Origin of the sequence: Vibrio ziniensis (assembly GCF_011064285.1) — a bacterium.
Taxonomy (GTDB): Bacteria; Pseudomonadota; Gammaproteobacteria; order Enterobacterales; family Vibrionaceae; genus Vibrio; species Vibrio ziniensis.
On the sequence record NZ_CP049331.1, the window covers coordinates 2,132,217 to 2,156,789 of the forward strand.

Sequence of the window (24,573 nt, forward strand, 5' to 3'; positions counted from 1 at the left end):
ACGCGTCAACAAAGAGACTTTCACCGCACTGACCATAAAGCAGACTTTTTACAGATTTTTATTCTAAAAAAATTCTATTTGAGTTAGTTTAATAAAGAAATCCAACCATTTTCAGGAATAAAAAAATGCAAAATATCGGGATGTCGTCAAAACTCGATAATGTCTGCTACGACATTAGGGGTCCTGTACTCAAACATGCTAAGCGCATGGAGGAAGAGGGGCATAAAATACTGAAGCTAAATATCGGTAACCCGGCCCCATTTGGCTTCGACGCCCCAGACGAAATCCTGGTTGACGTGATCCGTAATATGCCGACTTCGCAAGGCTATTGTGATTCAAAAGGTATTTATTCCGCTCGTAAAGCAGTTGTTCAGCACTATCAGAAAAAAGGTATCCGCAGCCTAGATGTAGAAGACGTGTACTTAGGCAACGGCGTATCTGAACTGATCGTAATGGCTATGCAAGCCCTACTGAATAATGGCGACGAAATGTTGGTGCCTGCACCTGATTATCCACTATGGACAGCGGCAGTATCCCTTTCTGGCGGTAGTGCTGTGCATTACATGTGTGATGAAGAATCCGACTGGTACCCAGATCTGGATGATATTAAAAAGAAAATCACGCCGAAAACTCGCGGTATCGTTCTAATTAACCCGAACAACCCAACAGGTGCGGTTTATAGTCGTGATTTCCTTTTAGAGGTGATCGAGATTGCTCGTCAGCATAAATTGATGATTTTCGCTGATGAAATCTACGACAAAGTCCTTTACGACGGAGCAACACATACTCCAGTAGCAAGTCTGACGGAAGATGTGCTGGTTGTGACATTTAACGGTCTATCTAAAGCTTACCGTGTCTGTGGATTCCGTAGCGGCTGGATGTTCCTGACCGGTCCTAAGCATTATGCTAAAGGCTATATCGCTGGTCTTGAAATGCTCTCATCGATGCGTTTGTGTGCTAACGTACCAATGCAGCATGCTATTCAAACAGCGCTAGGCGGTTATCAAAGTATTAACGAACTGATCCTGCCTGGTGGTCGTTTATTGGAACAACGTGATCGCGCATGGGAGTTGATAAACCAGGTCCCAGGAGTTTCTTGTGTGAAGCCAAAAGGTGCAATGTACTTGTTCCCGAAAATCGATTCTAAGATGTACAACATCAAAGATGACCAAAAAATGGTACTGGATTTCTTAGTGCAAGAAAAAGTACTGCTGGTTCAAGGTACTGGCTTCAACTGGCCAAAACCAGATCACTTCCGTATCGTAACTTTACCACACGTTGAAGATTTGGAAACGGCGATCGGACGCTTTGAGCGCTTCCTAAGCACTTACAGTCAGTAACCTGTGACACTGCATACTCAAAACGCTGCCACTTAATGTTTAAAGATAAAAGCTTAAAGGTAAGTAACGAGTATTAAATAAAACAGAAACATGCGGGCTCTCTTTGTGTAAACTGAAGAGAGCCCGTTTTTTATGTTGAACAAGTTGGAATGTTATGCAAGAGAGTCATTTTTTCGCCCATCTCGCCCGTATGAAGCTGATTCAACGCTGGCCATTAATGCGTTCAATCTCTAAAGAAAATATCTCAGAGCACAGTCTGCAAGTTGCTTTTGTTGCTCATGCACTGGCGGTGATCAAAAACAAAAAATTTGGCGGTAATCTCAACCCAGAGCGTATTGCGATTCTTGCCATGTACCACGATAGCAGCGAAGTGCTAACTGGAGATTTGCCAACTCCCATCAAGTACTACAACCCTGATATCGCTAAAGAATATAAAAAGATAGAAGCTGCAGCAGAAAAACGCTTACTCTCGATGTTACCAGAAGAGTTCCATGAAGATTTTGCCCCGTTTTTGGTCTCTGACTGCTCTCATCCAGATGATGCCGCCATCGTTAAACAAGCAGATTGTATCTGTGCTTATTTGAAGTGTTTAGAGGAACTTAGTGCAGGTAACCATGAATACGCTCTAGCCAAAAAACGCTTAGACGTGACGCTAAAAGAACGCTATTCACAAGAGATGGAATATTTCCTTGAGACCTTTGCTCCTAGCTTTGAATTAACGCTAGATGAAATCAGCTAAAACATGAGAAGAAAAGCATGTTTTGTGTACGCATCAAGCATGCTTTTTATCGTTATTGAGCTAAGTGACGAGTTGAATGGTGACATTGTGGCAATCAATGGAAAAACCAAACCTTAAATATCGACTATAATCAAACCGTTAACGACGGAGATGTTTTATGTTTTGGTGCTTCAAGCGCATATTGACTTCAATTTCACTGATACTTTCGTGTTTCATCCCGTTGAGTTATGCCAAAACGGTCACTTTATCCGCCATGGATTGGCCACCTTTTTATGGTAAAAGCTTACCTGAAAATGGTTTTATTGCAGCTTTAACCAGAGAAGCGTTTTTGCGTTCGGGATATACGCTAGAACTCACTTTTATGCCTTGGAAAAGAGCACTCAGCAGCGCACAAAGTGGACTAATAGATGGCGTTCTGGGATTGTATTACTCACCAGAAAGAGAGAAAACCTTATCCTTTTCAGAGAGCATTTATATAAGTGAACAAGTCTTCATTAAAAAAAGGGATTCTACTACTCAAGCACACTTCAATGATTTTAAAAACTTTCAAATTGCAGCACAGTTAGGCACGCTTCAAGCGGATGACCTAGAAGGTGAAGGGCTAAATCTATACCCAACAAACAATAATTTAGTCAGTTTGACGATGTTAGCGAAAGAACGAGTCGATCTCGCGCTAATGGCGCGCGAGTACTTACTGTTTATCCAAAATTCGGAAATCGATCCCAGTTATTCCGCTGAGCGGATCGAAATCATGTCACCGCCATTTCGCACTTACGAAATATATAATGGCTTTAGCCGAAAATTTTCTCGATATGAAGAGATCACCCAAGCATTCAACCAAGGGCTTTTGGCAATGAAACAAGATGGCACTTACGATGCAATTCTAGTTCGTTTTGGCTTATCAAGCCCTGCCACATCAAATTAAGGCATTAAAGTAATTGAAGCTTGGGGCTAGACGAAACTATCTAAGTCACTATAAGTTATAGAGACACCTTGTAGGAGTTATGCATGCAATCATCTTTTGATCTCGCGGAAAACGACCAAAGCAACGCTGAATGGCAAAAGCGCAAAAACGACGAACATAAAATTCGCCGTAATGACCACCGTAGCCCTTTCCAACGAGACAGAGCTCGCATACTCCACTCTGCGGCCTTTCGACGCCTTCAAGCCAAAACGCAGGTTCACGGGACTAGCCTTAATGACTTCCACCGTACTCGTCTAACCCATTCGTTAGAAGCCGCGCAAATCGGCACAGGTATTGTCGCTCAACTCAAACTTAAACAACCTGAGTTTAGTGAGCTATTGGGTAGTGACACCTTAATTGATTCCCTTTGCTTAGCCCATGATATCGGGCATCCTCCATATGGGCATGGTGGAGAAGTCGCTTTAAATTACATGATGCGTGAACATGGAGGCTTTGAAGGCAACGCTCAAACCTTTCGCATTGTCACTTGTTTGGAACCTTACACCGAACATCACGGTATGAATCTTTCGCGACGCACCTTACTGGGGCTGCTGAAATACCCTGCATTGCTAAGTGAAACCCGAGCGGAGAAATTGCCGGAGTCAGTTCCTCATCAACGCCAATTAAAAGCAAAAGATTGGGCACCCGCTAAAGGTATCTATAACTGTGACAGCTTCGTTTTTGATTGGGTGTTAGAGCCTCTCGACTCACATGATAGAGCAATGATCAGCCAAATGCGTGACTGTGCGACAACCCCTTATCAACATCAGAAAACGCGCTTTAAATCTCTGGATTGCTCAATCATGGAGCTTGCTGACGATATTGCTTATGGTGTTCACGATTTAGAAGATGCGATTGTACTTGGCATGGTCACTCGCCAGCAGTGGGAAGAAGCAGCAATTCAATTGGCAAAATGCGGCGATCCTTGGTTTGGAGAAAACACGGCAAAGCTGAGTGATATGCTGTTCTCCGGCAAACACCACGTACGCAAAGATGCGATTGGAGGCATTGTGAATGCGCTACTCACTAGCATCAGCATTCAACCAGTAGATGCACCTTTCCATAATGAATTACTCGCACTAAATGCCTATCTAGAACCGCATATGGCAAGTGTTTTAGAAGTTCTCAAACATTTCGTGAGTCAGTACGTTATCCAGATCCCAGAAGTGCAGCGTTTTGAGTACAAAGGTCAGCAAATCATCATGGATATGTTTGAAGCGTTAGCTGCTGACCCTGAGCGATTACTTCCTTCGGCAACCAAAGAGAAATGGCTCAATGCAGAGCAAACGTCAGGTGATGGGTTGAGAGTCATTTGTGATTACATTTCTGCGATGACCGATGCCTATGCCCAGCGGCTGCATCAGCAACTGTTCTCGGCACATACTCATTACTAATTCGAGCTAAGAAGAGTAGTTTCGCTCAAAAACACCTGCGGGCATTTGCTGAATTTGATAATCGATCATAGCTTCAAATGCATCTAAAAGTGGCGAAAAATCGTTATCTGGCTGCATGATATTAAGCACATGAAAACCAGCTTCTACCGTTGATAATGCATTTTCACTCGGCGCTTTGCGAATGCGATAATTACCTGTTAAATCTTCGGGCAAATGTAGACTCGGCAGGTGGTGCAACTGAGTATTCACCTGCCACATTTTGTATGCTTTTTTCCATGTACCATCCAGCAAGATGATACGGATTTTTTGCCCTTCTGACAGGCTGATTTCTCTAGCAGATCGAGAAACATCGTTTGGATACAGAACAAAATGTTGAACATCAGGTTCTGTTAAGAGTTGATTCAGTTCCTCATGCTCACGAAAATCTTCACCCACAAACAAACGGCTGTTTGCCAACGAGAGACTTAAAATTCTCGCCGTTCCCATCGGACGGTGTTCTTCTGTTGGATGTTGAAGGATAATAAGCTCGATTAGCGAATTAAGCGCAACAATGTTGTCACAGATACACGCTTTATGCGCCTTCCCACACTGAGAACAATAACGAGACATTTGTGAATATTTACCTGTTTTTATCTTTAGTCACAGCGGTTTGTTTCGGGCTCCAATTTGAGTCCATCAGTCATGTAATGATATGGCAAGCCGATGCTATAGCAAATGGTCAGTGGTGGAGGATCGTAACAGGAAACCTGACTCATACCAACTTTACTCATTTGATGATGAATCTTTTAGGACTTTGGGTCATTAGTTATCTCTTTCATCCTAAGACTCGCCACTTTGCGGTGCTTACACTACTCATTTCCATTTGGATCGGTATTAGCCTGCTATTCACGGATATGAGCAACTACTTGGGTCTATCTGGAACACTGCATGGCTTATTCGCTTTTTATGCTTTAAAAGAAGCATTAGGTGGGCGCAAAAGCAGTTGGCTATTAGTGCTTGGCGTGATTTTGAAAGTCGTCAGTGAGCAGTTATTTGGAGCTCCCGATAGTACAGCTGAAATGATTCATGCTCGGGTGGCGATTGAAGCTCACTTATCAGGACTCTTAGCTGGCATAACTTTGAGTGTAATTGAGTATATAAATAAGCGACTTATACCATTCTGGAAAATGTCCTGATCAGTGAATGGGCGTCGATAAGCAAACCCTCTGAGCCATGGATGGTATTAGATAATGAATGCAAAAAGAAAGGCTTGGTATCAAACCAAGCCTTTCTCTATGTTAGAGCAAATCGATACTATTTAGAGAAAGTATAAATACCACTCCATGAATCCCCCTGCTCTGTACCATATTCTTCATCCCATGCATCAGAATGAGACCAGATCTTAAGCGAGAACTCTATACCATCGGTATCAACCATATATATATAGTCCGTAAAGGTAAATGTTTGCTCAGTTTCAGTATCCGTAACAGTGATAACAACCGTTAACCTACCGGTTTCATCATCAATACTCCATGTAAACGGATAGCTTTCTGGCTCATCTCCTGGATATTCATAATCATAAGTACCAGATAAATCTGCGTTAAATGTATAGGACTCAGTTTCCCCTGCATCGTCTCCAGTAACAATACTTTTGCTTGTCATCACACGCGGAAGATCCGATAACATGAAATCGTTACTGAATTTAGCACTGGAGCCTGATTCTTCAAGACATGTTGCTAATGCTGATGAGAAATCTGAATAGCTAGTAAATGGAAGTGGTATATTTGCGTCGTCATCCCACTCATTAGTTGCATAAGTACACTCACCAATATCTGCGTTGTCTTGAACATCCGTGTATTTAGCAATCCATATATCAGACTCTTCCACATCGTAGACAGCAAACGTCAATGGCTCGCCAGAAGTTGCATCTTTAATCAATGTGAGGTACTCATGTGGTTGTGTATCACCATCATAGTAATTCTCTATCATTGAATCTTCATTGACCTGCCAATTGCGGCTACGAATGATGCCATTTTTGTAGTAATACATCATATTGTCTTCAGCATAAACGTAAGCTCTAGTCTGCCCACTGCTGTTGATTCGAACTAAGTGTGCTCCTAATACATCACTTTCTGTAATGGTAGGAAGCGATGAACCTATACACGTTTCGTAAGCTGAAATTTGTGCTTGGTAATCGGCATACGAGCCGGAACTTTCTGTAATTGAACATGCATTTAAGTCTTGCAGAGTAAGAGTCGAAGACCAAATTTCTGTTACAGCACCAACCTCATCGTCGACATAATCTTCATACCACTTGACATTCCATTGGTCAGCCGTGTAATCGATCAGAGCCCAGTAGGAAACATCATCTGAACCATCATAAGTGATCTTCACTTGACCATTTTCGATTACCCAGTTTGCTAGATAGCCATACTCGCCATCTTTATAAACATCAAGCGAACCATCGGAATTGAACATGTAATCACGAGTACCACCAGCACTACGAACACGGTGGAAGTTCTGTCCTTCAACCATTTCAGCGGTAATCGCTGTTGCTCCATAGCAATCACTAATTGCTGTTGCATAATCGTCGGTCGTTACAGTCGCACCTTCTTCACTATCCCCTGCACTACATTTAAACAAAGGCAGTTCAGCTACATCAATAAGTGCTTCTTTAGCGGCTGTACTGATTATTACAACGCTATCATCTTTAAGCAGTTCACCCTCTGTTTCTTTATTACCGATGTAAACAGCGCCTTCGTAAACACTCACAATCATATCGTTGGTTGGTTCATCAAACGACTCTCCCCAAGTAGATGCTGTAGCGTCTGGAACAGAGAACTCGATCATGTCAACACCGTTGTCACTTGAACGAGTCCATTCACCTTCACCATCTAGCGATACGGTACCATCAGTCCAATCTACCGAGTAATATTCAGCGCTACCACTCACATCGCCTGAATTACCGACAAATTTAACAAAGATATCCGAACCAATCGACATACCTTCTAAATCCACTGATGAACTCACGGTAGAAGTGGCAAAAATCAACTCATCAAGTGATGCCGCACCTTGCTGACCTTCATGGTTTAACTGAGCAACATATGGTTCCCAATCCCACAAGTAATAATGGTCTTGGTTTGGTGTCAGAGTCATCTTCAAGATATAAGATTCCGCAGGGAAGGTTGCTGTGACATCAGAATAATCTTCCCATTCGAATTCAGTATCAGCAATCACTTGTCCGGTTAACTCAGTCAACGAACCATTTAAGGTATATGTGATATCACTGTAATCCGTTGGATATGCGATCAACGAACTTCCAGACATATCAATTTGCCAGTAACCCGTTTGCGAGCTCCAACCGTTTGATGTCAGCACCAAATCAGTATCATTATTGTCGACACTGCCTTCTGTCTTATTCGCTTTAAGCATTGTAGTACCAGTCATCGTGACCGTATCACCACTCACGGAAAGCGTATCAACAAAAATTCTCGAAGTATCATTGTCATCTTCATCCACCCAAGGTGAATAAAGTGTTGTTTGAGAAGATAAATATTCAACAATCGCTACAGTGTCTGTTGAGCCAATATCAGGATCTGTCGGATCAGCATCGTCAACATCGAGGACACCATCACCATCATCATCGGTATCCGCATTGTTACCTATTTTATCCCCATCAGTGTCTAGCCATTCACTAGCATCACTAGGGAATGCATCTGAATTATCTCCATAACCATCAGCATCGGTATCTAACCATTCGCTAGCATTCTCAGGGAATGCATCTGAATTATCTCCATAGCCATCGGCATCGGTATCTAGCCATTCAGTGGCATTATTCGGGAAAGCGTCTGAGTTATCACCATAAGTATCCCCATCTGAATCTAACCACTCAGCAGGATCATTAGGGAAAGCATCCGAATTATCGCCATAGCCGTCTTTATCGGTATCTAACCATTCAGCAGCATTATTAGGGAAGGCATCTGAATTATCGCCATGGCCATCACCATCAGTATCCATGGTTTCAGTTGGGTCTTCAGGGAAAGCATCCTCTTCATCTTTAGTGCCATCACCATCAGTATCTGTATAGACTAGCCCGTCACCATCAACATAAACAGCGTCTAGTTCATCTTCGGTGCTATTTTCTTTAGCCGCAGTGACTTGAGTTTTAATAGTTGCAGCGACGACCGCTAAAGTGGAGCTAAGATCATTCTCACTATTATTAAGCTCCTCTATTGTCGCAGGCATTAAACCTGAGGAAACTAAGCTTTTAGCAACAAACGCTGCCAATTTGCTTTCACTGCCTTCAGCCTTGTAATCTGATAATATGTCATCGACCTCAATGTCAAACTCCTCCGCGACCGCGGCAAGAGCTTCACTTTCTGTCATTCCTTGACTAATACTCTTCTGTAAATAAGTTGTAAGAGGTGTTACTTGAGGGACACCCGGAGGTGCGTACATAGGCATGCTTCTTGTGACTGCCAGACCCGTATCTTCGTCAATGGTCTCTCCAGCAGTCACTTGAACAATCAGCATATAACTTTCGGGAGATTCAATTCCTGTCGTATCTAAAGTTGCAGCTCCACCAACTCCTGTTGTTGCTGAAGGCTCATCTTCATCCCATTCATAGTTTCCATTGACATCAAGCCATACAAAAGCATTTTGTAAATAACCATCAATCGCTTTTACACTGTAACTTGTGGCAGAAGGAGATGTAGAACTGCTATCACCACCTCCTCCACAACCATATAACGCTAAAGTACTCGTTAACCCTAGCGCGACCACTGATGCTTTGATCTGCATAGAACAATCCTTTTCTCTAATGAGATTTATATTTATTGGGTGAATATCACACAAAATAATTAAACTCATGAAAAAATATGTCAAATGACTTCTATATGACAAAAAACATCAAAAGAAAAAATAATATAAATAAAATCAATAAATTAAAATAACAAAAATATTAACTACATTAATAAGTAATGACTAATTCAAAGAAACAACGTTGGCAAATCATAAACATACAAAAATATTACGCAAATCTAACATAGAATTGACAATATATTTAAAAACGTGATCAGCATCACTCCAAGGTGCTTATTTACCGTATGTCATTAATACCAAGTATTGGCGGAGGGGATCAAAAAATATAAAACCTGCCGAAGCAGGTTTTATAAAAAGTTCGATTTTCAACTTATAGGATTGGACGCTGGCCTCGGCTAATCAGTTTTAATAGCACACTGTCAGCGGCTTCACCGGCAACACCTGCCAGTTTATCAGTCAGCTTTTTCTTCTGAACGTAACGAATAGCTAGAACTGTCTTCTCTTTGCACGCTTCTACAATCAAGTCGTCTGAGGTTTTAATTTCGTCAACCAAACCTAACTCTTTTGCTTGCGTACCAAACCAGTGCTCACCGGTTGCTACTTTTTCTAGATCCAACTCAGGACGACGTTCACGGATAAAGTCTTTAAACAATACATGCGTTTCTTCTAGCTCTTGCTTGAATTTTTCACGCGCCTTATCCGTATTTTCACCGAACATCGTCAATGTACGTTTATATTCACCAGCGGTTAATTGTTCATATTCAATATCGTGTTTTTTCAGTAATTTATTGAAGTTAGGTAGCTGTGCTATCACACCAATTGAACCCACAATAGCAAAAGGTGCTGAAACAATCTTGTCAGCAATACATGCCATCATGTAGCCGCCGCTCGCTGCCACTTTATCTACCGAAATGGTCAGCGGTAAACCAGCAGCTTTAATACGGTCAAGTTGCGAAGACGCTAAACCGTAGCCATGAACCATGCCGCCACCGGTTTCAAGGCGCAGTAATACTTCGTCACCTTTCTGAGCAACCGCCAGTATTGCTGTGACCTCTTGACGCAATGAAGCCACTTCTTTGGCGTCAATGCTGCCGTGGAAATCCAACACAAATAGGTGAGATTCACGTTCTTCTTTTAACTCGCCCGCTTTTGCAGCTTTCTTAACTGCTTTTTCGCGCTCTTTATGTTTTTCTTTCTCGCTTTTCGCTTCCGCTTTATGACGAGCTTTCAAAAAAGATTCATCGTGCAAGTGTGCTTCTAAATGTTCAGCATTTTCTTTGTTCTGCTTAGTTAAGTCGGTCACTTCTAACTCGCCTTTAGCCGCACCTCTTCCGCCAACGGATTTAACAATGACTAACAACACAACGATCGCAATCACAACTGTCGCGATCTTGGCTAAAAATAAGCCATAGTCCAACAAAAATTCCAATGTACTCATCCTCTTCAATGCGAATTGGTGTATTGTAACCACCTTGTCATCATGACTTAAAGTAAATCATAACAATAAGGATACGTAACGTGGATTATTCAGTGTCTGCAAACGCCCTAAAAGATAAAGTAATTTTAGTTACAGGTGCTGGTGACGGCATTGGTAAACAAGCAGCCATCACTTATGCCGCACAAGGCGCGACAGTGATTTTGCTTGGGCGCACTGTAAAGAAGTTAGAACAAACCTACGATGAAATTGAAGCCGCTGGCTATGCTCAGCCGGCTATTGTTCCTTTAGATATGAAGGGCGCGACCAAGCAAAACTATCTGGATATGGTAGATACCATTGAAGGTCAGTTTGGTCGTTTAGACGGTGTACTGCACAACGCAAGTATTTTGGGTGTACTTAGCCCGTTTGATCAAATCGGTGAAGACTCTTATGACGATGTAATGCAAGTCAACGTCAAAGCACAGTTCCTGATGACTCAAGCTCTGTTGCCTCTACTGCATAAATCTGACGATGCTCGCATTATCTTTACCAGCTCAACAGTGGGTCATTCCGGTCGTGCTTTCTGGGGTACCTATGCAATGTCTAAGTTTGCAACGGAAGGCATGATGCAAGTACTCGCAGATGAACTTAGTGACACTAATATTCGTGTCAATGCTATCAACCCTGGTGGTACCCGTACAGGAATGCGTGCAAAAGCTTTCCCAGCAGAAGATGCAGAGTTGCTGAAAACACCAAAGGACATAATGCCGCTATACCTGTATTTGATGGCGCCTGAAGGCAAATCAGTCAATGGTCAATGCATTGATGCTCAACCTAAAAAGTAATTACTAAGTTTCCCAACGATTCAAAGCCTTGCTTCTTTAGCGAGGCTTTGTTGTTTCTAAATCTTACTTTTTTCTTGAATGTTCTAATTAACAAAATATACTGTACAAATATACAGGTAAATTGTTATGTATGAACTAATCGAACACCTCAAAAACAAACATTGGCTGTGGCAAGGCTCTGAAACAAAGTATGAGCTGAACACTCACTCTACTGGATTTAATGCGCTGGATGAAAAACTTGCCGGAGGATTTCCTCCGCATGGTGTAGTTGAAATTCAATCGCAGTCTGGTATTGGTGAATTACGCCTTATCTACCCTTATCTGAAACAGCACGATAAGCGCTTAACTGTGTTCATTAATCCGCCGGGCATAGTACAGGCGGAAAGCTTAAAGTTTGAAGGTATCGAACTTGATAACGTGCTGGTGGTGACACCTAGAAACCACAAAGAATCATTGTGGGCAGCAGAGCAATGCTTAAAAAGCGGTGCATGCAGACAAGTTTTATTGTGGCTAGATAACCTAGAAGTTCATCAGGTGCGTCGTTTGAATGTAGCCAGCGAAACAGGTAATTGCCTGCAATTTCTCTTCCGTTCACCTCAAGAAAGTGCATTTTCACTACCAGTATCACTGAGTATCTCGTTACAGTCCTACCCACAAGGGCTGAAGATTAGTGTACCCAAACGTAAAGGCGGATGGCCTTTAGGTGCCTTCAACCTAGCTATGTCTGAACGTTGGCCAAACTTGGTGATGCCACATTCATCTCCACAATCATCTTCAACAGTGATCACTTTCCCTAAACGAATGCAGGGCTGACGATGACACTTTGGATCTATCTCCATTTCCCAGCTTTACAGCTGGATACCCTATACGCAGAGCAAGAACGCCCTCTGGTTATCATTGACGACCGAGATAACCATGTTGTTCAAGCTAGCTCATCCGCATTAAAACAAGGCGTAAAAATGGGGATGGGATTAGGCAGTGCAGCGTCTATGTGCAGAGAGCTACAAGTGCATCCTTATGATGAAAATGTTGAAACACAAGCCATAGAAGAAGTGGCTCAGTGGTTATATCTGGTGACTTCAGACATCGTATTACTTCCACCGAAAGGTATTCTGCTAAGAGCCTCAAACATGCTTTCGCTATATTCAGGCTTGGAGAATTATTGGCATACGCTCAAAAATCACCTTGCTTTACGTAAAACACGTTACTGGTATGGCTCAGGTTTCTCACCACTTTCAGCGATTCTAGTTGGTAAAAGTGGCTCAAATATTATCATTGATAATAAAGACCAAATTCTCGCAGCCATTAACGATTACCCTCTCACAGCAACCGAACTGAATATTAAACAGATAGAAAAACTCGCCAGAGTTGGGGTTAGAGACATCAAAGCGCTGCTTGCGGTACCCATTCAAGATCTCGCAAGACGGTTTGATATCGATTTGGTTAACTATGTAGGCAAGCTGTTAGGACAGTTTAAGCACCCTGTCAGCTTTTACCAACCGCCAGAAGCTTTCAGTAGTCACTTCGAACTGCTGTATGAAATTGAGAATGTGCAATGGCTTGAAAAGCCCCTGTTACGACTGTTGAAGCGCTTAGAGCAGTTTTTAACCTTACGAAATCAGGTTGCCTTTGAGCTTGAACTGATACTGACTCAACGAGATAACATCCCAAATAGCCTGTATTTCACGTCAGCACAGGGGGAATATTCTTGTGTTAAGTGGGCGAAACTCTGCCAACTCACTCTGGAATCAGTACAACTCTCTCAGCCAGTACTAGAAATGACCTTAAAGGTGATTCGTGCTGGTGAAATGAATCCAGACATGACTGACATTTTCGACGGTGAAAAAGGTCGAACAACCGCTCTTGAGCTCATCACACTACTGCAGGCGAAACTGGGACAAACAAAAGTCAATAAACCGAGCCTCAGTGATGACCCTCGTCCAGAAAAACGCTGCCAATACATATCAGCAACTGAACCGACGACAGCTACATTACGAAGCACAGAGCTGCGCCCTAGCCTTCTGCTTCCAGAACCAGAGCCTTTATGTGAAGTGGTATCGCTGATCCACGGCCCAGAAAGAATCGTCACAGGATGGTGGGATAACCAACCAATCACTCGTGACTACTTTATTGCTCACAGCGAACAAGGCCGATGGTTATGGGTATTTCGCAACCAAGATAAACAGTGGTTTTTGCATGGGCAGTTTAGTTAAAACTCCGGCTTTTCATAACGCCTGTTTCTTGCAAAAACCGATTTTTATAAGAGTAGTGATATGGCTTACGCTGAACTATTTTGCCAAAGCAATTTCTCATTTCTGACGGGTGCTTCTCATGCTGAAGAACTTATCCAACACGCGGATTTTCTGCGCTACCAAGCTCTGGCAATTACAGATGAGTGTTCCATTGCAGGCGTGGTGAGAGCCCATACTGCGATTAAAGATCGCAAACTGGGTATCAAACAAATTGTTGGTAGCATGTTTTGGCTCAATGATGAATGCCAAGTGGTGCTGCTGTGCCCAAACCGGCAAGCATATGCAGAACTTTGTCGTATCATCACCAATGCTCGCCGTCGCAGTGAAAAAGGCAGCTATCAACTTTCCGAATGGGACTTGATGTCAGCCAAGCATTGCTTTGTTCTTTGGCTGCCGGCTGATGAAGACAAAAATACCTATTGGGGAAACTGGTTAAAGCAATATCATCAAGGGCGTTTATGGCTAGCGGTTCAGCGTCATCTCGGTGCTAACGACCATCAATATGTTTCGCACTGCCAAGAGCTGTCTCGACAATTAAATCTGCCCATCACCGCTTGTGGCGGCGTTTTAATGCACACTGAAACACGCCTACCACTTCAACATATATTAACCGCTATCAAACATAACCAGAGTGTCGAAAACATTCAGGCTCATCTCATTTGCAACACTGAACGAGCACTGCGCAGTAAAACAAAGCTCGCCAAAATATTCCCAAATGAATGGTTAGAAGAGAGTGTGCGAATAGCGCAGCAATGCCATTTCAAACTGAGTGACCTGAAATACGAATACCCAAGCGAATTGATACCGAATGGTTCGAAACCGATGAAACATCTGCGTCTATTGGTTGAGAAAGGAAAACAACTTCGATTTTCCGAAGGTGTTACTGTCGATATTCAAGCAACCATAGACAAAGAACTCTCACTGATTGAAGAACTGAATTATCCGTTCTATTTCCTTACCATTCACGACATCGTCATGTTCGCCAAAAGCAGAGGCATTCTATATCAAGGGCGGGGCTCTGCTGCGAACTCTATCGTCTGTTATTGCTTGGAGATTACAGCGGTGGACCCCCGTCAAGTTGCAGTATTATTTGAACGTTTTATCAGTAAAGAGCGCCAAGAGCCGCCGGATATCGATGTGGATTTCGAGCATGAAAGGCGCGAAGAAGTGATTCAATACCTGTATCAAAAATACGGTAGAGAGCGCGCAGCATTAGCCGCCACGGTTATTACTTATCGTTTAAAAAGCGCCATTCGGGACGTAGGTAAAGCATTAGGCATTAGCGAAACCCAACTCGATTTTTTTATCAAGAATATTAACCGCAGAGATAAAAACCTTGGTTGGCAAGCTCAAATCGTTGAGCTTGGGCTGCAGCCGCAATCGCACAAAGGACAATGGTTTATTGATCTGGTTAACGAGATCCAATCGTTTCCCCGTCATCTATCTCAACATGTGGGCGGTTTTGTTATTTCCGCAGGTCCATTATACGAGCTTGTCGCAGTTGAAAATGCGGCTATGCCCGAGCGAACCATTATTCAGTGGGATAAAGATGATTTAGAAAGTCTGGGGCTGATGAAAGTCGACGTACTGGCATTAGGTATGCTGACCGCTATTCGCAAATGCTTCGCTATAATTGAGCATCATGATCAGAAAAAGCTCAGTATCGCCGACATCACACGTTTAAAAGACGACGAAAATGTCTATGGGATGATACAGAGGGCAGATACTGTGGGCGTGTTTCAAATAGAGTCTCGTGCACAAATGAGTATGTTACCTCGTTTAAGGCCTCGTACTTATTATGACCTAGTCATTCAAATTGCCATTGTTCGTCCCGGCCCTATTCAGGGAGATATGGTGCACCCATTTCTTAAACGAAGGAATCATATTGAGGAGCCTTCTTACCCTTCTAAAGAAGTGAAAGACGTTTTAGAACGGACGATGGGTGTTCCTATCTTTCAAGAGCAAGTGATTAAGATTGCGATGGTTGCGGCAGGTTTTAGTGGCGGAGAAGCGGATCAGCTTCGTCGCGCTATGGCGTCTTGGAAAAAGAGCGGAGAGTTGGATAAATTCAGACCCAAACTGATTGATGGCATGCTGGCTCGTGGCTATGAGAAATCGTTTGCAGAGCGAATCTACGAACAGATCTGTGGTTTTGGAGAATATGGTTTTCCGGAGAGTCACTCCGCATCTTTTGCGGTTCTGGCTTATTGCTCTGCATGGTTGAAATACTATTATCCAGAAGCATTCTATACCTCGTTACTCAATAGTTTACCGATGGGCTTTTATAGCCCATCGCAACTCATTCAGGATGCTCAAAGACATGGCATCACGGTTTTACCTGTGTGTGTAAATCAATCTGATATTGAGCATCAAGTCGTACACCACCAACAAGGTTATGCTATTCAACTCGGACTGCGGCTGGTGAAAGGATTAAGCGATTTGGGATGTAAGCAACTACTGCGCGCTCGCCCTTCTTATGGATTTCAGCATCTAAACCAACTGAAAAATGCTGCTCTTAATCAGAAAGACATGGAGTCTCTCGCTTCTGCAAATGCTCTGTATCGTTTGACGAACAACCGTTACGATACTCGTTGGGCAATTATGGACTCCCTTTCTGACCTGCCACTATTTGAAAGCTATCAAGAAAAGGAGCGCCAGATTCAAACACCACCATCAGCGATGGAAAATCTGATTGAAGATTACGCATCTTTAGGACTCTCGCTCAACCAGCATCCAATAACGTTATTAGACAAAGCTGGTATATTGGGGAAATTCACTCGCCAAAAAGACCTGATTAATCTTCCTCATAAGTCGCTCGTTACCGTCGTTGGTGTCGTTACCGGACGCCAAGCTCCGGGTACAGCGGCTGGAGTTACGTTTTTCACTTTAGAAGATGATACCGGGAATATTAATACTGTAGTTTGGCAAGCGACAGCCCGAGCGCAGAAAGGCGCTTATATCAGTGCAAAAGTGCTTATGGTGAAAGGTATTGTCGAGAAAGAAGAGAATGTGGTGCATGTCATCGCAGGAAAGCTGATTGATATCACCGAACATTTAACGCAACTCCAAAGCCGCTCTCGTGATTTTCATTAAACGGGCTTCTACAATTCGCCATCAGACAGAGACAAAAAAGCGCTGACTGTTCAGCGCTTTTCTATTCTTATAATACTTCTCTTAACCTTTCCTGAGCCACTTGTACTAGCAAGTCTGGCTGGAACTTAGAGATGAATCGGTTACAACCCACCTTCTGCACCATAGCTTCGTTAAAGCTACCACTCAAAGAAGTATTTAACGTAATAAACAAATCTTTCATGCGAGGATCGTTACGAACTTCATGAGTTAGACGGTAACCGTCCATTTCTGGCATTTCTGCATCAGTGATCATCATTAGAAGTTCATCGTTAATGTTTTTACCTGCATCACACCAAGATTTCAATAAATTCAATGCTTCAAGGCCATCTCGACATTCAATGATATTCAAACCAAGTTGTGAAAGCGTATCTTTAATCTGGTTTCTTGCTGTTGAAGAGTCATCGACAATCAACACATTACGCCCCGCCATTTCACCCAAAATATCGTGATCAAGTAGCTCTTCAGAAATAGACACATCGTAATCAATAATCTCTGCAAGAACCTTCTCAACGTCAATAATCTCAACGATATTAGTTTGGTTTTGATCTTTAATTTGAGTAATAGCTGTCAGGTAGTTTGAACGACCTGCCGATTTTGGTGGCGGCTCAATTTCAGTCCATGCGGTATTTACAATATTACGTACTTGACCAACTAGGAATCCCTGAGTGGTACGGTTGTACTCCGTAATAATCAGGTTCTGCTCAGGTTTTTCTAATCGGGAAGGTGGAAAGCCGATCGCTTGACGCAAGTCGATGATAGGCACAGGTACTCCGCGAAGTGTCGCAACGCCCGTGATATTGCGATGGGAGCCCGGCATTTTAGTTAAAGTCGGTACTTTTATGACTTCTCTAACTTTAAATACGTTAATAGCAAACAGCTGACGACTGTTTAAGCTAAAAAGCAATAACTCAAGTCGGTTCTCGCCAACTAAGTTAGTACGTTGATCGACCGAATTTAAAACACCTGACATAAAAAATTCCGCAAACTACTAAAACCCAATAACAGTATAGCTACAAAGGATAAATGTAAATGATAGTACTGAAGGTAATTATAAATTATCCTTCTACCACCTTCATCAACAACAAACCATCATACAAAGCTTGCTTCACAAGCGCTGCACCAGGCATGGTTGCCTGCTTATAAAAACGAGATTCGACAAGTTTCAAATCTTGATGGTAAACAGGTAAGCTTTGCTCTTCAATACAATGCTGAATGGCAGGATACAGAACGTTTTTCGCTTGGTTGATAACACCACCAATAAGAATCTTTTCTGGATTGAATAAGTTGATCACGATGGCAATCGCGGAACCTAAATACGTACCAAGCTGCTCAATGACTTCCACAGCTAAAGGATCCCCCTCAGCCGCAGCGGAACAAATATCCTCAAGAGTGATTTCTGACATTTCACTTAAACTTGAAACTTCACCATTTGCGATACGCTCAGCGACTTGCTCACGAATCGCTTGAGAACTGGCAACAGTTTCAAGACAGCCAATATTGCCACAATTGCAACGCTTACCATGGCGATCAATCTGAATATGTCCAAGTTCACCAATGTTTCCGTTACGACCTTGCAGCACACGACCGTCAAGAATAATACCAGCGCCCAGGCCATGGTGAATGGATATTAAAATTGAATTATCAACATCTTGTGAATGACCAAACAATTTTTCTGCCAATGCCCATGCACGGGTATCGTTCGCAATAAATACAGGCAACCCTGTCGCTTTGTAAATTTCAGGCCCTAATGCGAGATTTTTCACATTGTAGTGAGGCATCTGCAAAACGATGCCTTTTTCAGAGTTCACTAAACCTGGCAAAGTAATCGCAATGCTCGTCACACGATCAAGCTGATCCGAATACGTCTGGAAGAACTCTTCGATTTCAAATAGGAGTCTTTGAAGAACATCGTCTTGATCGATTTCATGAATTTCAATCTTAGTGTCGATAAGAACTTCGCCACCAAGTTCATGAAGAGCTATGGTTAAATACCCTCGCCCAAGACGCATCGAGAGGAATTGCCAACCTTCATTGTTCGTTTGCAAACCAACAGCAGGACGACCACGGCTAATAGCTTCTTGAACCGTTGTTTCATGAATTAGGTGCGCATCAATAAGCTCGCGAGTAATTTTAGTAATACTTGCAGGTGCGAGTTCGCTCTCTTTCGATAAATCGATACGAGAAATAGGACCTTTTTGGTCAATCAATTTATATACACGACCAGCATTGACCTGTTTGATATGGTCAATATGGCCTGGTTGAGCCATGTACATGGTACGCTCCAGAAAACAACAACCTGCCAATTTTTTTACTTTGCGAACTAATTGTGAAGGGCTTTGGTAAATACCCGTGACCAACGTCACGTATATACTCGGAACTTTGTGTATTCAGTCAAATTGTTAGAATTGCATTGCCTAGATATGAATAGATAAAAGAAATTTTCAAAATAAAAAATAAAGTAACTGGATTGTGCATCACAGCCAAATTCCTACAAAACTATCAGACTTATGCAACAATTTTATAACGATTATCTCGAGTACTATTGAGTGCTGTTTATACTTAAAAGACCTCGATAGTTAATCTGCCCTTCACTGTAGGAGATCACCATGAGTTCAGGCCAAAGACGTACAAAAATTGTCACTACACTCGGTCCATCCACAGACAAAGAAAACGTACTAGAACAAATCATAAAGTCAGGGGCAAACGTTGTAAGAATGAACTTCTCACATGGCTCTGCAGAAGACCATAAATTGAGAGCGCAAAAAGTGCGTGAAATTGCGGCAAAACTCGATAAACACGTCGCGATATTGGGAGACTTACAAGGCCCCAAAATTCGGGTGTCTACGTTTAAAAATGGTCCAATTCAACTAAACGAAGGTGACCGATTCATCCTTGATGCCGAGCTCGCACCTGGCTTAGGAGATCAAGACTCTGTCGGTATCGACTATAAAGCCCTGCCAAAAGATGTAAAAAGAGATGACATTCTTCTGCTTGATGACGGTCGAGTACAACTGCAAGTCTTGTCGGTGGAAAATGACAAAATATACACCTCCGTGCTCATCGGCGGAGCGCTATCCAACAACAAAGGTATCAATAAAAAGGGGGGAGGATTATCCGCCGATGCGCTAACAGAAAAAGATAAGCGCGATATCCTTCTCGCCGCTGAGATAAAAGTAGACTACCTTGCAGTCTCCTTCCCCCGCAACGGTGAAGATATGAATTATGCCCGCCGCTTGGCCCGAGATGCTGGATTAGAAGCACGTTTGGTCGCTAAAGTGGAACGAGCAGAAACCGTCTCATGCGATGAAAACATTGACGATATCATCATGGCATCTGACGTCATCATGGTTGCTCGCGGAGATCTTGGCGTAGAGATCGGTGATCCTGAACTCGTTGGGGTACAAAAGAAACTGATCTATCGAGCAAAGGCTCTCAACAGAGTCGTCATCACCGCAACACAAATGATGGAATCGATGATTACAAATCCAATGCCTACTCGAGCAGAAGTAATGGACGTTGCAAACGCTGTGTTGGATGGGACAGATGCGGTGATGCTTTCAGGAGAAACAGCCGCAGGTAAATACCCAGTTGAAACAGTGAAGGCCATGGCGGAAGTCTGCATTGGCGCGGAAAAAACCATTGAATCTAACCAGCAAAACTATCGTATAGACCGTTCATTCGCTACCTCGGAAGAAACTATTGCTATGTCTACGATTTATGCGGCGAACCATTTAGAAGGAGTAAAAGCGATGGTCACGCTAACAGAATCAGGACGTACGGCGTTGATGACTTCACGTTTGAACTCTGTGCTGCCTATCTTTGCTATGTCACGCAATGAACGAGCATTAAACCGTTGTGCTCTATACAGAGGTGTTACACCTTACTATTTCGACAGTAAGCAAGAAGAAGGTTTTAATGCGGCTCAAGCTGCTTTGGAATCTCTTAGAGAGAAAAAGCTGCTAGAGTTTGGCGACTTAGTCATCATAACTCAAGGCGACATAATGGAAGTTGAAGGTTCAACCAACTGTATGCGTATCTTGCCAGTACTCTAATTCAAGCTGATTGAAGAATAACTCACTTTGAACACCATCATCAGAGTGAGTTATTCAACGGCAGGTAACAGATTAAAAATCGAGTGAACTAAAATCGGCACGAATGATGCGCTGCGCTTTGATCTCTTCGGCCTGTAAGAAGAGATTGATAAAGCGATTCCCTGCTTCTACACCCAACTCATAGTCATGTAATAATTCTTCCTTATTACTCATCAACGAAGTGGATTTCAGTGGGCTACTCGGTGCAATTTGTACAATAAAGACATCATCTGGCGGAGTATTCAAAAACTCTCTGGTTAAAGAGTACGTTTGATAATGCACCATCAGCATATCCGCCAACCCTGAATCAAATTTGTCGCCAAGCAAATGACTCAAACGATAAATATCATCCGCGCCGAAAAGCCAACGACCACCATTAAGTGTTTGTAAATGTTTATTCTCGCTTTTTAGCTCCTTTGAACGAGCAATCTGTTGTTGTAAAAAACGGTTCCAGTCTTGTTTCCATTGATCTAAACGATTCTGCCACTGAGTTTGAATACTATTGAATGAATCTCTAAACCATTTAATTTCTTCTTGTTTGGCTTTCTCTGCAGGGGTTAACAAGTCGATTTCTGCATCAACCTCTTCTGTTCTGATCACCGTAATAAAACGTGCTTCGCGACGCCAAGCTTCTTGTACGGGAATGGATGCGGATACCCCCCCATCAACATATAGCTTATTGTTCAACTTAACTTCTTTTGGATACAAACGAGGAATTGCGCATGTAGCACGCATGACATCTTTCCAATTGTTCCCGAGCATCGGAAAGTACTCATCACTGAGTGTCAATGAGGATGTCACGGCTGCATAGGCTTTACGTGCACCTAATACTCGGCGCCCCATGTCAACGTCCATTTGGAAAGGGTAATCGCAGATTTTATCCAACGCCCAATCAAGATCCATATATTGCTTGCTACGGATATAGCTGAATAGGTGAAAAAATTCGGGAGTCGTCGTTAACTCTGTGATGAAAGCTTTACCAAGCCCATGCTGACGGCAAAGATAAGCATTAATGTTCAAAGCACCTGCAGAAGTGCCATAAAACTCATCGAAAGGGTCAAAATTAGCGAGATTGAACGCATCTAATACACCAGCAGTAAATATCCCTCTTTGACCACCACCTTGAGCAACCAGAGCATTTTTACCGCCGATGAATTTGGATAGTCGAATCGGATCGACTTTGTTGTCTAGATTAGAAACAGTTCCACTATTGGGCATAAGTAGAACCCTTATCAGTTAGTGTGTTACAGCAATCAACCCAAAACCGACAAGCACAGTAAAAATAACGATAGTAGAAATCACTGCAAACTTTAGATCATTTTCCATAGGAACCTCCTTTTACTTAACAAATTAATAACATCAGCAAAGGAAGCCATCAAGAATTGTCGATTTTTCACGTACAATTATGCAATTGCCCTCACAATAACTCAATCGCCTTATCGCTTATTCAACAAGGCTTGAGGACAAAAGCTAAAGCTTCTACTCCAACTTCATATCTAAAATATACGCCTTTATCTGCATATTTTAGATATTGAGTTAAAGGTGGAGATATTCACTGATGATTGTATATTTTTCAGTCATACACACTATTACTTTCAACAGTGATATCCGTTAAAAATATCAACAACGCATACTATATGACCCACACATAGACCACATCACAACATTTTAAACCAATTAACCACACAACAATCGACCGATAAAACTATCAGAACACAAAAAACTAACATTTATGATCTATTGCTATTAACAGCACAAAACTGTAGTCTCTGTACCATGCGTAGCTGATTATTTCAGATTTCGCAAACACACATCAGATAATAAAGAATAAAACTCTGAGTTTTCTTGCGGAAAACAAAATTTAATACTAACTTTTCACCGAATCATGGACGATATATAGAAGATAAGGCAGTTCTATAGAACGCTAAAAATCTCGACAATATCCATGTTCGCCTGTGAGAGCCGCAGAGAAGCTTCATACCTCAGAGCGTTGTAAAGGAGTTAAACATGAAGCGAGAACAATGGGGATCCCGCGTTGGGTTTATCCTAGCTGCAGTGGGTTCTGCAATCGGTCTTGGAAACATTTGGCGTTTCCCTTATATGGCTTATGAAAACGGCGGTGGCGCTTTTTTCATTCCTTATATCTTCGCACTACTTACTGCTGGTATCCCATTCATGATCCTTGAGTTCAGTATGGGACAAAAGAACCGAGGTTCAGCACCATCTACATTAGCTAAAATCAATTCTAAATTTGAATGGTTAGGTTGGTTCCAAGTAGGTATTGCAGCAGTTATCGCTGTTTATTACGTTGCTGTTATTGGCTGGGCTATCTCTTACTTTGGTATGTCATTTACTCAAAGCTGGGGCACAGATACTAACGCATTCTTCTTTAGCCAGTACTTAGCACTTGGTGACAACTCACCAACAAACCTTGGCTCAATTCAATGGAATATCGCATTCGCAATGTTCATCGCTTGGGCAATCACTTATGCAGCTATCGTTGGTGGTGTAAAAGCGGGTATCGAGCGAGCATCTAAAATCATGATGCCTATTCTATTCATCATGGTATTGTTCTTAATTGCTCGCATGATTTTCCTTCCAGGTGCGCTTGATGGTGTGAACTACATGTTCCAACCTGACTTCAGCAAAATTTGGGACGTGAAAGTTTGGGCGGCTGCTTATGGTCAGATCTTCTTCACTCTAAGTATCGGTTTTGCAATCATGCTTGCCTATTCAAGCTACCTGCCAGAAAAATCAGACATCACAAACAACGCGTTTATGACTGTGTTGATCAACTGTGGTTTCTCAATCCTTGCAGGTATCATGATTTTCTCTGTGTTGGGCTACATGGCTCAAGAGCAAGGCAAACCACTAACAGAAGTTGTTTCTGCAGGTGTAGGTCTAGCATTCGTAACGATTCCAGCGGCTATTAACCTTCTACCGATTCCTTACATCTTAGGTCCAATATTCTTCCTAGCATTGGTTGTAGCAGGTTTAAGCTCGCACATTTCAATCATGGAAGCAGTGACGTCAGCGGTTATCGACAAGCTGAAATGGAGCCGTAAGAAAGCAGCGAACGTTGTTATCGGTTCTGGTCTAGTTATCTCAATGGCGTTTGCAACTAACGGCGGCCTATTACTACTTGACCTAGTAGACCACTTCGCAAACAACGTTGGTATCATGGCAAGCTGTTTCGTTGAAATCGCACTAATGACATGGTTGCTAAAAGTATCTGACGTACGTAAATACGTGAACAGCATTTCTGATTTCAGCGTAGGCGTATGGTTCGATATCTGTTTACGTTTTATCACCCCAGTGATGCTAGCTATCATTATTGCGACAAAACTTATTGCACTGTTCACTGAAGGCTACGGCGGTTACGACCTAACTCTAGGTTGGGCAATCATTATCGTTCTACTTGTATTTGGTGTACTTGTTAACCTAACAAGCCGTAAGGAGGCAAAATAATGACTGCTAGCGCAATTATTATGATGATCATTGGTCTTGGTATTACTTGGGGTGGCGCTGCTATCTGTATCAAGAAAGCGATGAACAAATAATTCATCCATAAAACCAAAAGCCGGCTTAATGCTGGCTTT

Annotated in this window: 19 protein-coding genes; 12 read left to right on the forward strand and 7 right to left on the reverse strand. The window is 42.5% G+C overall.

The features are described from left to right. Nucleotides 1–125 precede the first annotated feature (125 nt). The 4 genes from G5S32_RS09720 (at nt 126) to G5S32_RS09735 (ending at nt 4,437) form a co-directional block, all read left to right on the forward strand. Nucleotides 126–1,340, forward strand: coding sequence for a pyridoxal phosphate-dependent aminotransferase (locus G5S32_RS09720; RefSeq protein ID WP_165311833.1), 1,215 nt, complete (start codon nt 126–128; stop codon nt 1,338–1,340). Nucleotides 1,341–1,494: 154 nt separating this feature from the next. Then, nucleotides 1,495–2,079 (forward strand): 5'-deoxynucleotidase, encoded by a 585-nt coding sequence (gene yfbR / locus G5S32_RS09725; RefSeq protein WP_165311834.1) that lies wholly within the window; start codon nt 1,495–1,497, stop codon nt 2,077–2,079. A gap of 157 nt (nt 2,080–2,236) precedes the next feature. Further along, a complete protein-coding gene (locus G5S32_RS09730) occupies nt 2,237–3,004 on the forward strand; it encodes a substrate-binding periplasmic protein (protein ID WP_165311835.1) in 768 nt (255 codons plus the stop codon). A gap of 83 nt (nt 3,005–3,087) precedes the next feature. After that, a complete protein-coding gene (locus G5S32_RS09735) occupies nt 3,088–4,437 on the forward strand; it encodes an anti-phage deoxyguanosine triphosphatase (RefSeq protein WP_165311836.1) in 1,350 nt (449 codons plus the stop codon). Nucleotides 4,438–4,443: 6 nt separating this feature from the next. Here the strand turns inward: G5S32_RS09735 and G5S32_RS09740 are convergent, their stop codons facing one another. Further along, nucleotides 4,444–5,046, reverse strand: coding sequence for a tRNA-uridine aminocarboxypropyltransferase (locus G5S32_RS09740; protein ID WP_165311837.1), 603 nt, complete (start codon nt 5,044–5,046; stop codon nt 4,444–4,446). Between the two features lie 2 nt (nt 5,047–5,048). Between G5S32_RS09740 and rrtA the strand changes: the two genes are divergently transcribed. Further along, the gene (gene rrtA / locus G5S32_RS09745; RefSeq protein ID WP_165311838.1) at nt 5,049–5,612 is read left to right on the forward strand and encodes a rhombosortase; all 564 of its coding nucleotides are present in this window, start codon (nt 5,049–5,051) and stop codon (nt 5,610–5,612) included. A gap of 118 nt (nt 5,613–5,730) precedes the next feature. On the opposite strand, the gene G5S32_RS09750 is transcribed toward rrtA, so the two are convergent. Both G5S32_RS09750 and sohB read right to left on the reverse strand, forming a co-directional pair. Beyond that, nucleotides 5,731–9,216 carry a hypothetical protein gene (locus tag G5S32_RS09750; protein ID WP_165311839.1) on the reverse strand — a complete coding sequence of 1,162 codons (3,486 nt, stop codon included), beginning with the start codon at nt 9,214–9,216 and terminating at the stop codon, nt 5,731–5,733. 391 nt (nt 9,217–9,607) lie between these two features. Beyond that, nucleotides 9,608–10,666 carry a protease SohB gene (gene sohB / locus G5S32_RS09755; protein ID WP_165311840.1) on the reverse strand — a complete coding sequence of 353 codons (1,059 nt, stop codon included), beginning with the start codon at nt 10,664–10,666 and terminating at the stop codon, nt 9,608–9,610. An 89-nt stretch (nt 10,667–10,755) separates the two neighbouring features. Between sohB and G5S32_RS09760 the strand changes: the two genes are divergently transcribed. The 4 genes from G5S32_RS09760 (at nt 10,756) to G5S32_RS09775 (ending at nt 16,844) form a co-directional block, all read left to right on the forward strand. Continuing rightward, the gene (locus G5S32_RS09760; RefSeq protein ID WP_165311841.1) at nt 10,756–11,499 is read left to right on the forward strand and encodes a YciK family oxidoreductase; all 744 of its coding nucleotides are present in this window, start codon (nt 10,756–10,758) and stop codon (nt 11,497–11,499) included. 126 nt (nt 11,500–11,625) lie between these two features. After that, entirely contained in the window at nt 11,626–12,312 is a 687-nt protein-coding gene (gene imuA, locus G5S32_RS09765) for a translesion DNA synthesis-associated protein ImuA (RefSeq protein WP_165311842.1), read from the forward strand. Between the two features lie 2 nt (nt 12,313–12,314). After that, on the forward strand, nt 12,315–13,712 hold the full coding sequence (locus G5S32_RS09770) for a Y-family DNA polymerase (RefSeq protein WP_165311843.1): 1,398 nt from the start codon (nt 12,315–12,317) through the stop codon (nt 13,710–13,712). A gap of 60 nt (nt 13,713–13,772) precedes the next feature. Beyond that, nucleotides 13,773–16,844, forward strand: a complete 3,072-nt coding sequence (locus tag G5S32_RS09775; protein ID WP_165311844.1) for an error-prone DNA polymerase — start codon at nt 13,773–13,775, stop codon at nt 16,842–16,844. 67 nt (nt 16,845–16,911) lie between these two features. On the opposite strand, the gene G5S32_RS09780 is transcribed toward G5S32_RS09775, so the two are convergent. Next, a complete protein-coding gene (locus tag G5S32_RS09780; protein WP_165311845.1) occupies nt 16,912–17,853 on the reverse strand; it encodes a chemotaxis protein CheV in 942 nt (313 codons plus the stop codon). A gap of 85 nt (nt 17,854–17,938) precedes the next feature. Continuing rightward, complete coding sequence (gene mlc, locus G5S32_RS09785; RefSeq protein WP_165312769.1) at nt 17,939–19,156, reverse strand: sugar metabolism global transcriptional regulator Mlc; 1,218 nt, start codon at nt 19,154–19,156, stop codon at nt 17,939–17,941. Nucleotides 19,157–19,489: 333 nt separating this feature from the next. On the opposite strand from mlc, the gene pyk reads away from it, so the two are divergent. Next, nucleotides 19,490–20,935, forward strand: a complete 1,446-nt coding sequence (gene pyk / locus G5S32_RS09790) for a pyruvate kinase (RefSeq protein WP_165311846.1) — start codon at nt 19,490–19,492, stop codon at nt 20,933–20,935. 72 nt (nt 20,936–21,007) lie between these two features. Here pyk and G5S32_RS09795 read toward each other — a convergent pair whose 3' ends face one another. Next, nucleotides 21,008–22,192, reverse strand: a complete 1,185-nt coding sequence (locus tag G5S32_RS09795) for a patatin-like phospholipase family protein (protein ID WP_165311847.1) — start codon at nt 22,190–22,192, stop codon at nt 21,008–21,010. Between the two features lie 18 nt (nt 22,193–22,210). Continuing rightward, nucleotides 22,211–22,300 carry a cytochrome bd-I oxidase subunit CydH gene (cydH, locus tag G5S32_RS09800; protein WP_165311848.1) on the reverse strand — a complete coding sequence of 30 codons (90 nt, stop codon included), beginning with the start codon at nt 22,298–22,300 and terminating at the stop codon, nt 22,211–22,213. A gap of 681 nt (nt 22,301–22,981) precedes the next feature. On the opposite strand from cydH, the gene G5S32_RS09805 reads away from it, so the two are divergent. Together G5S32_RS09805 and G5S32_RS09810 are read left to right on the forward strand one after the other, a co-directional pair. Then, on the forward strand, nt 22,982–24,442 hold the full coding sequence (locus G5S32_RS09805) for a sodium-dependent transporter (protein ID WP_165311849.1): 1,461 nt from the start codon (nt 22,982–22,984) through the stop codon (nt 24,440–24,442). Further along, on the forward strand, nt 24,442–24,534 hold the full coding sequence (locus G5S32_RS09810; RefSeq protein WP_112403926.1) for a MetS family NSS transporter small subunit: 93 nt from the start codon (nt 24,442–24,444) through the stop codon (nt 24,532–24,534). The genes G5S32_RS09805 and G5S32_RS09810 overlap by 1 nt, the downstream gene beginning before the upstream one ends. Nucleotides 24,535–24,573 lie beyond the last annotated feature (39 nt).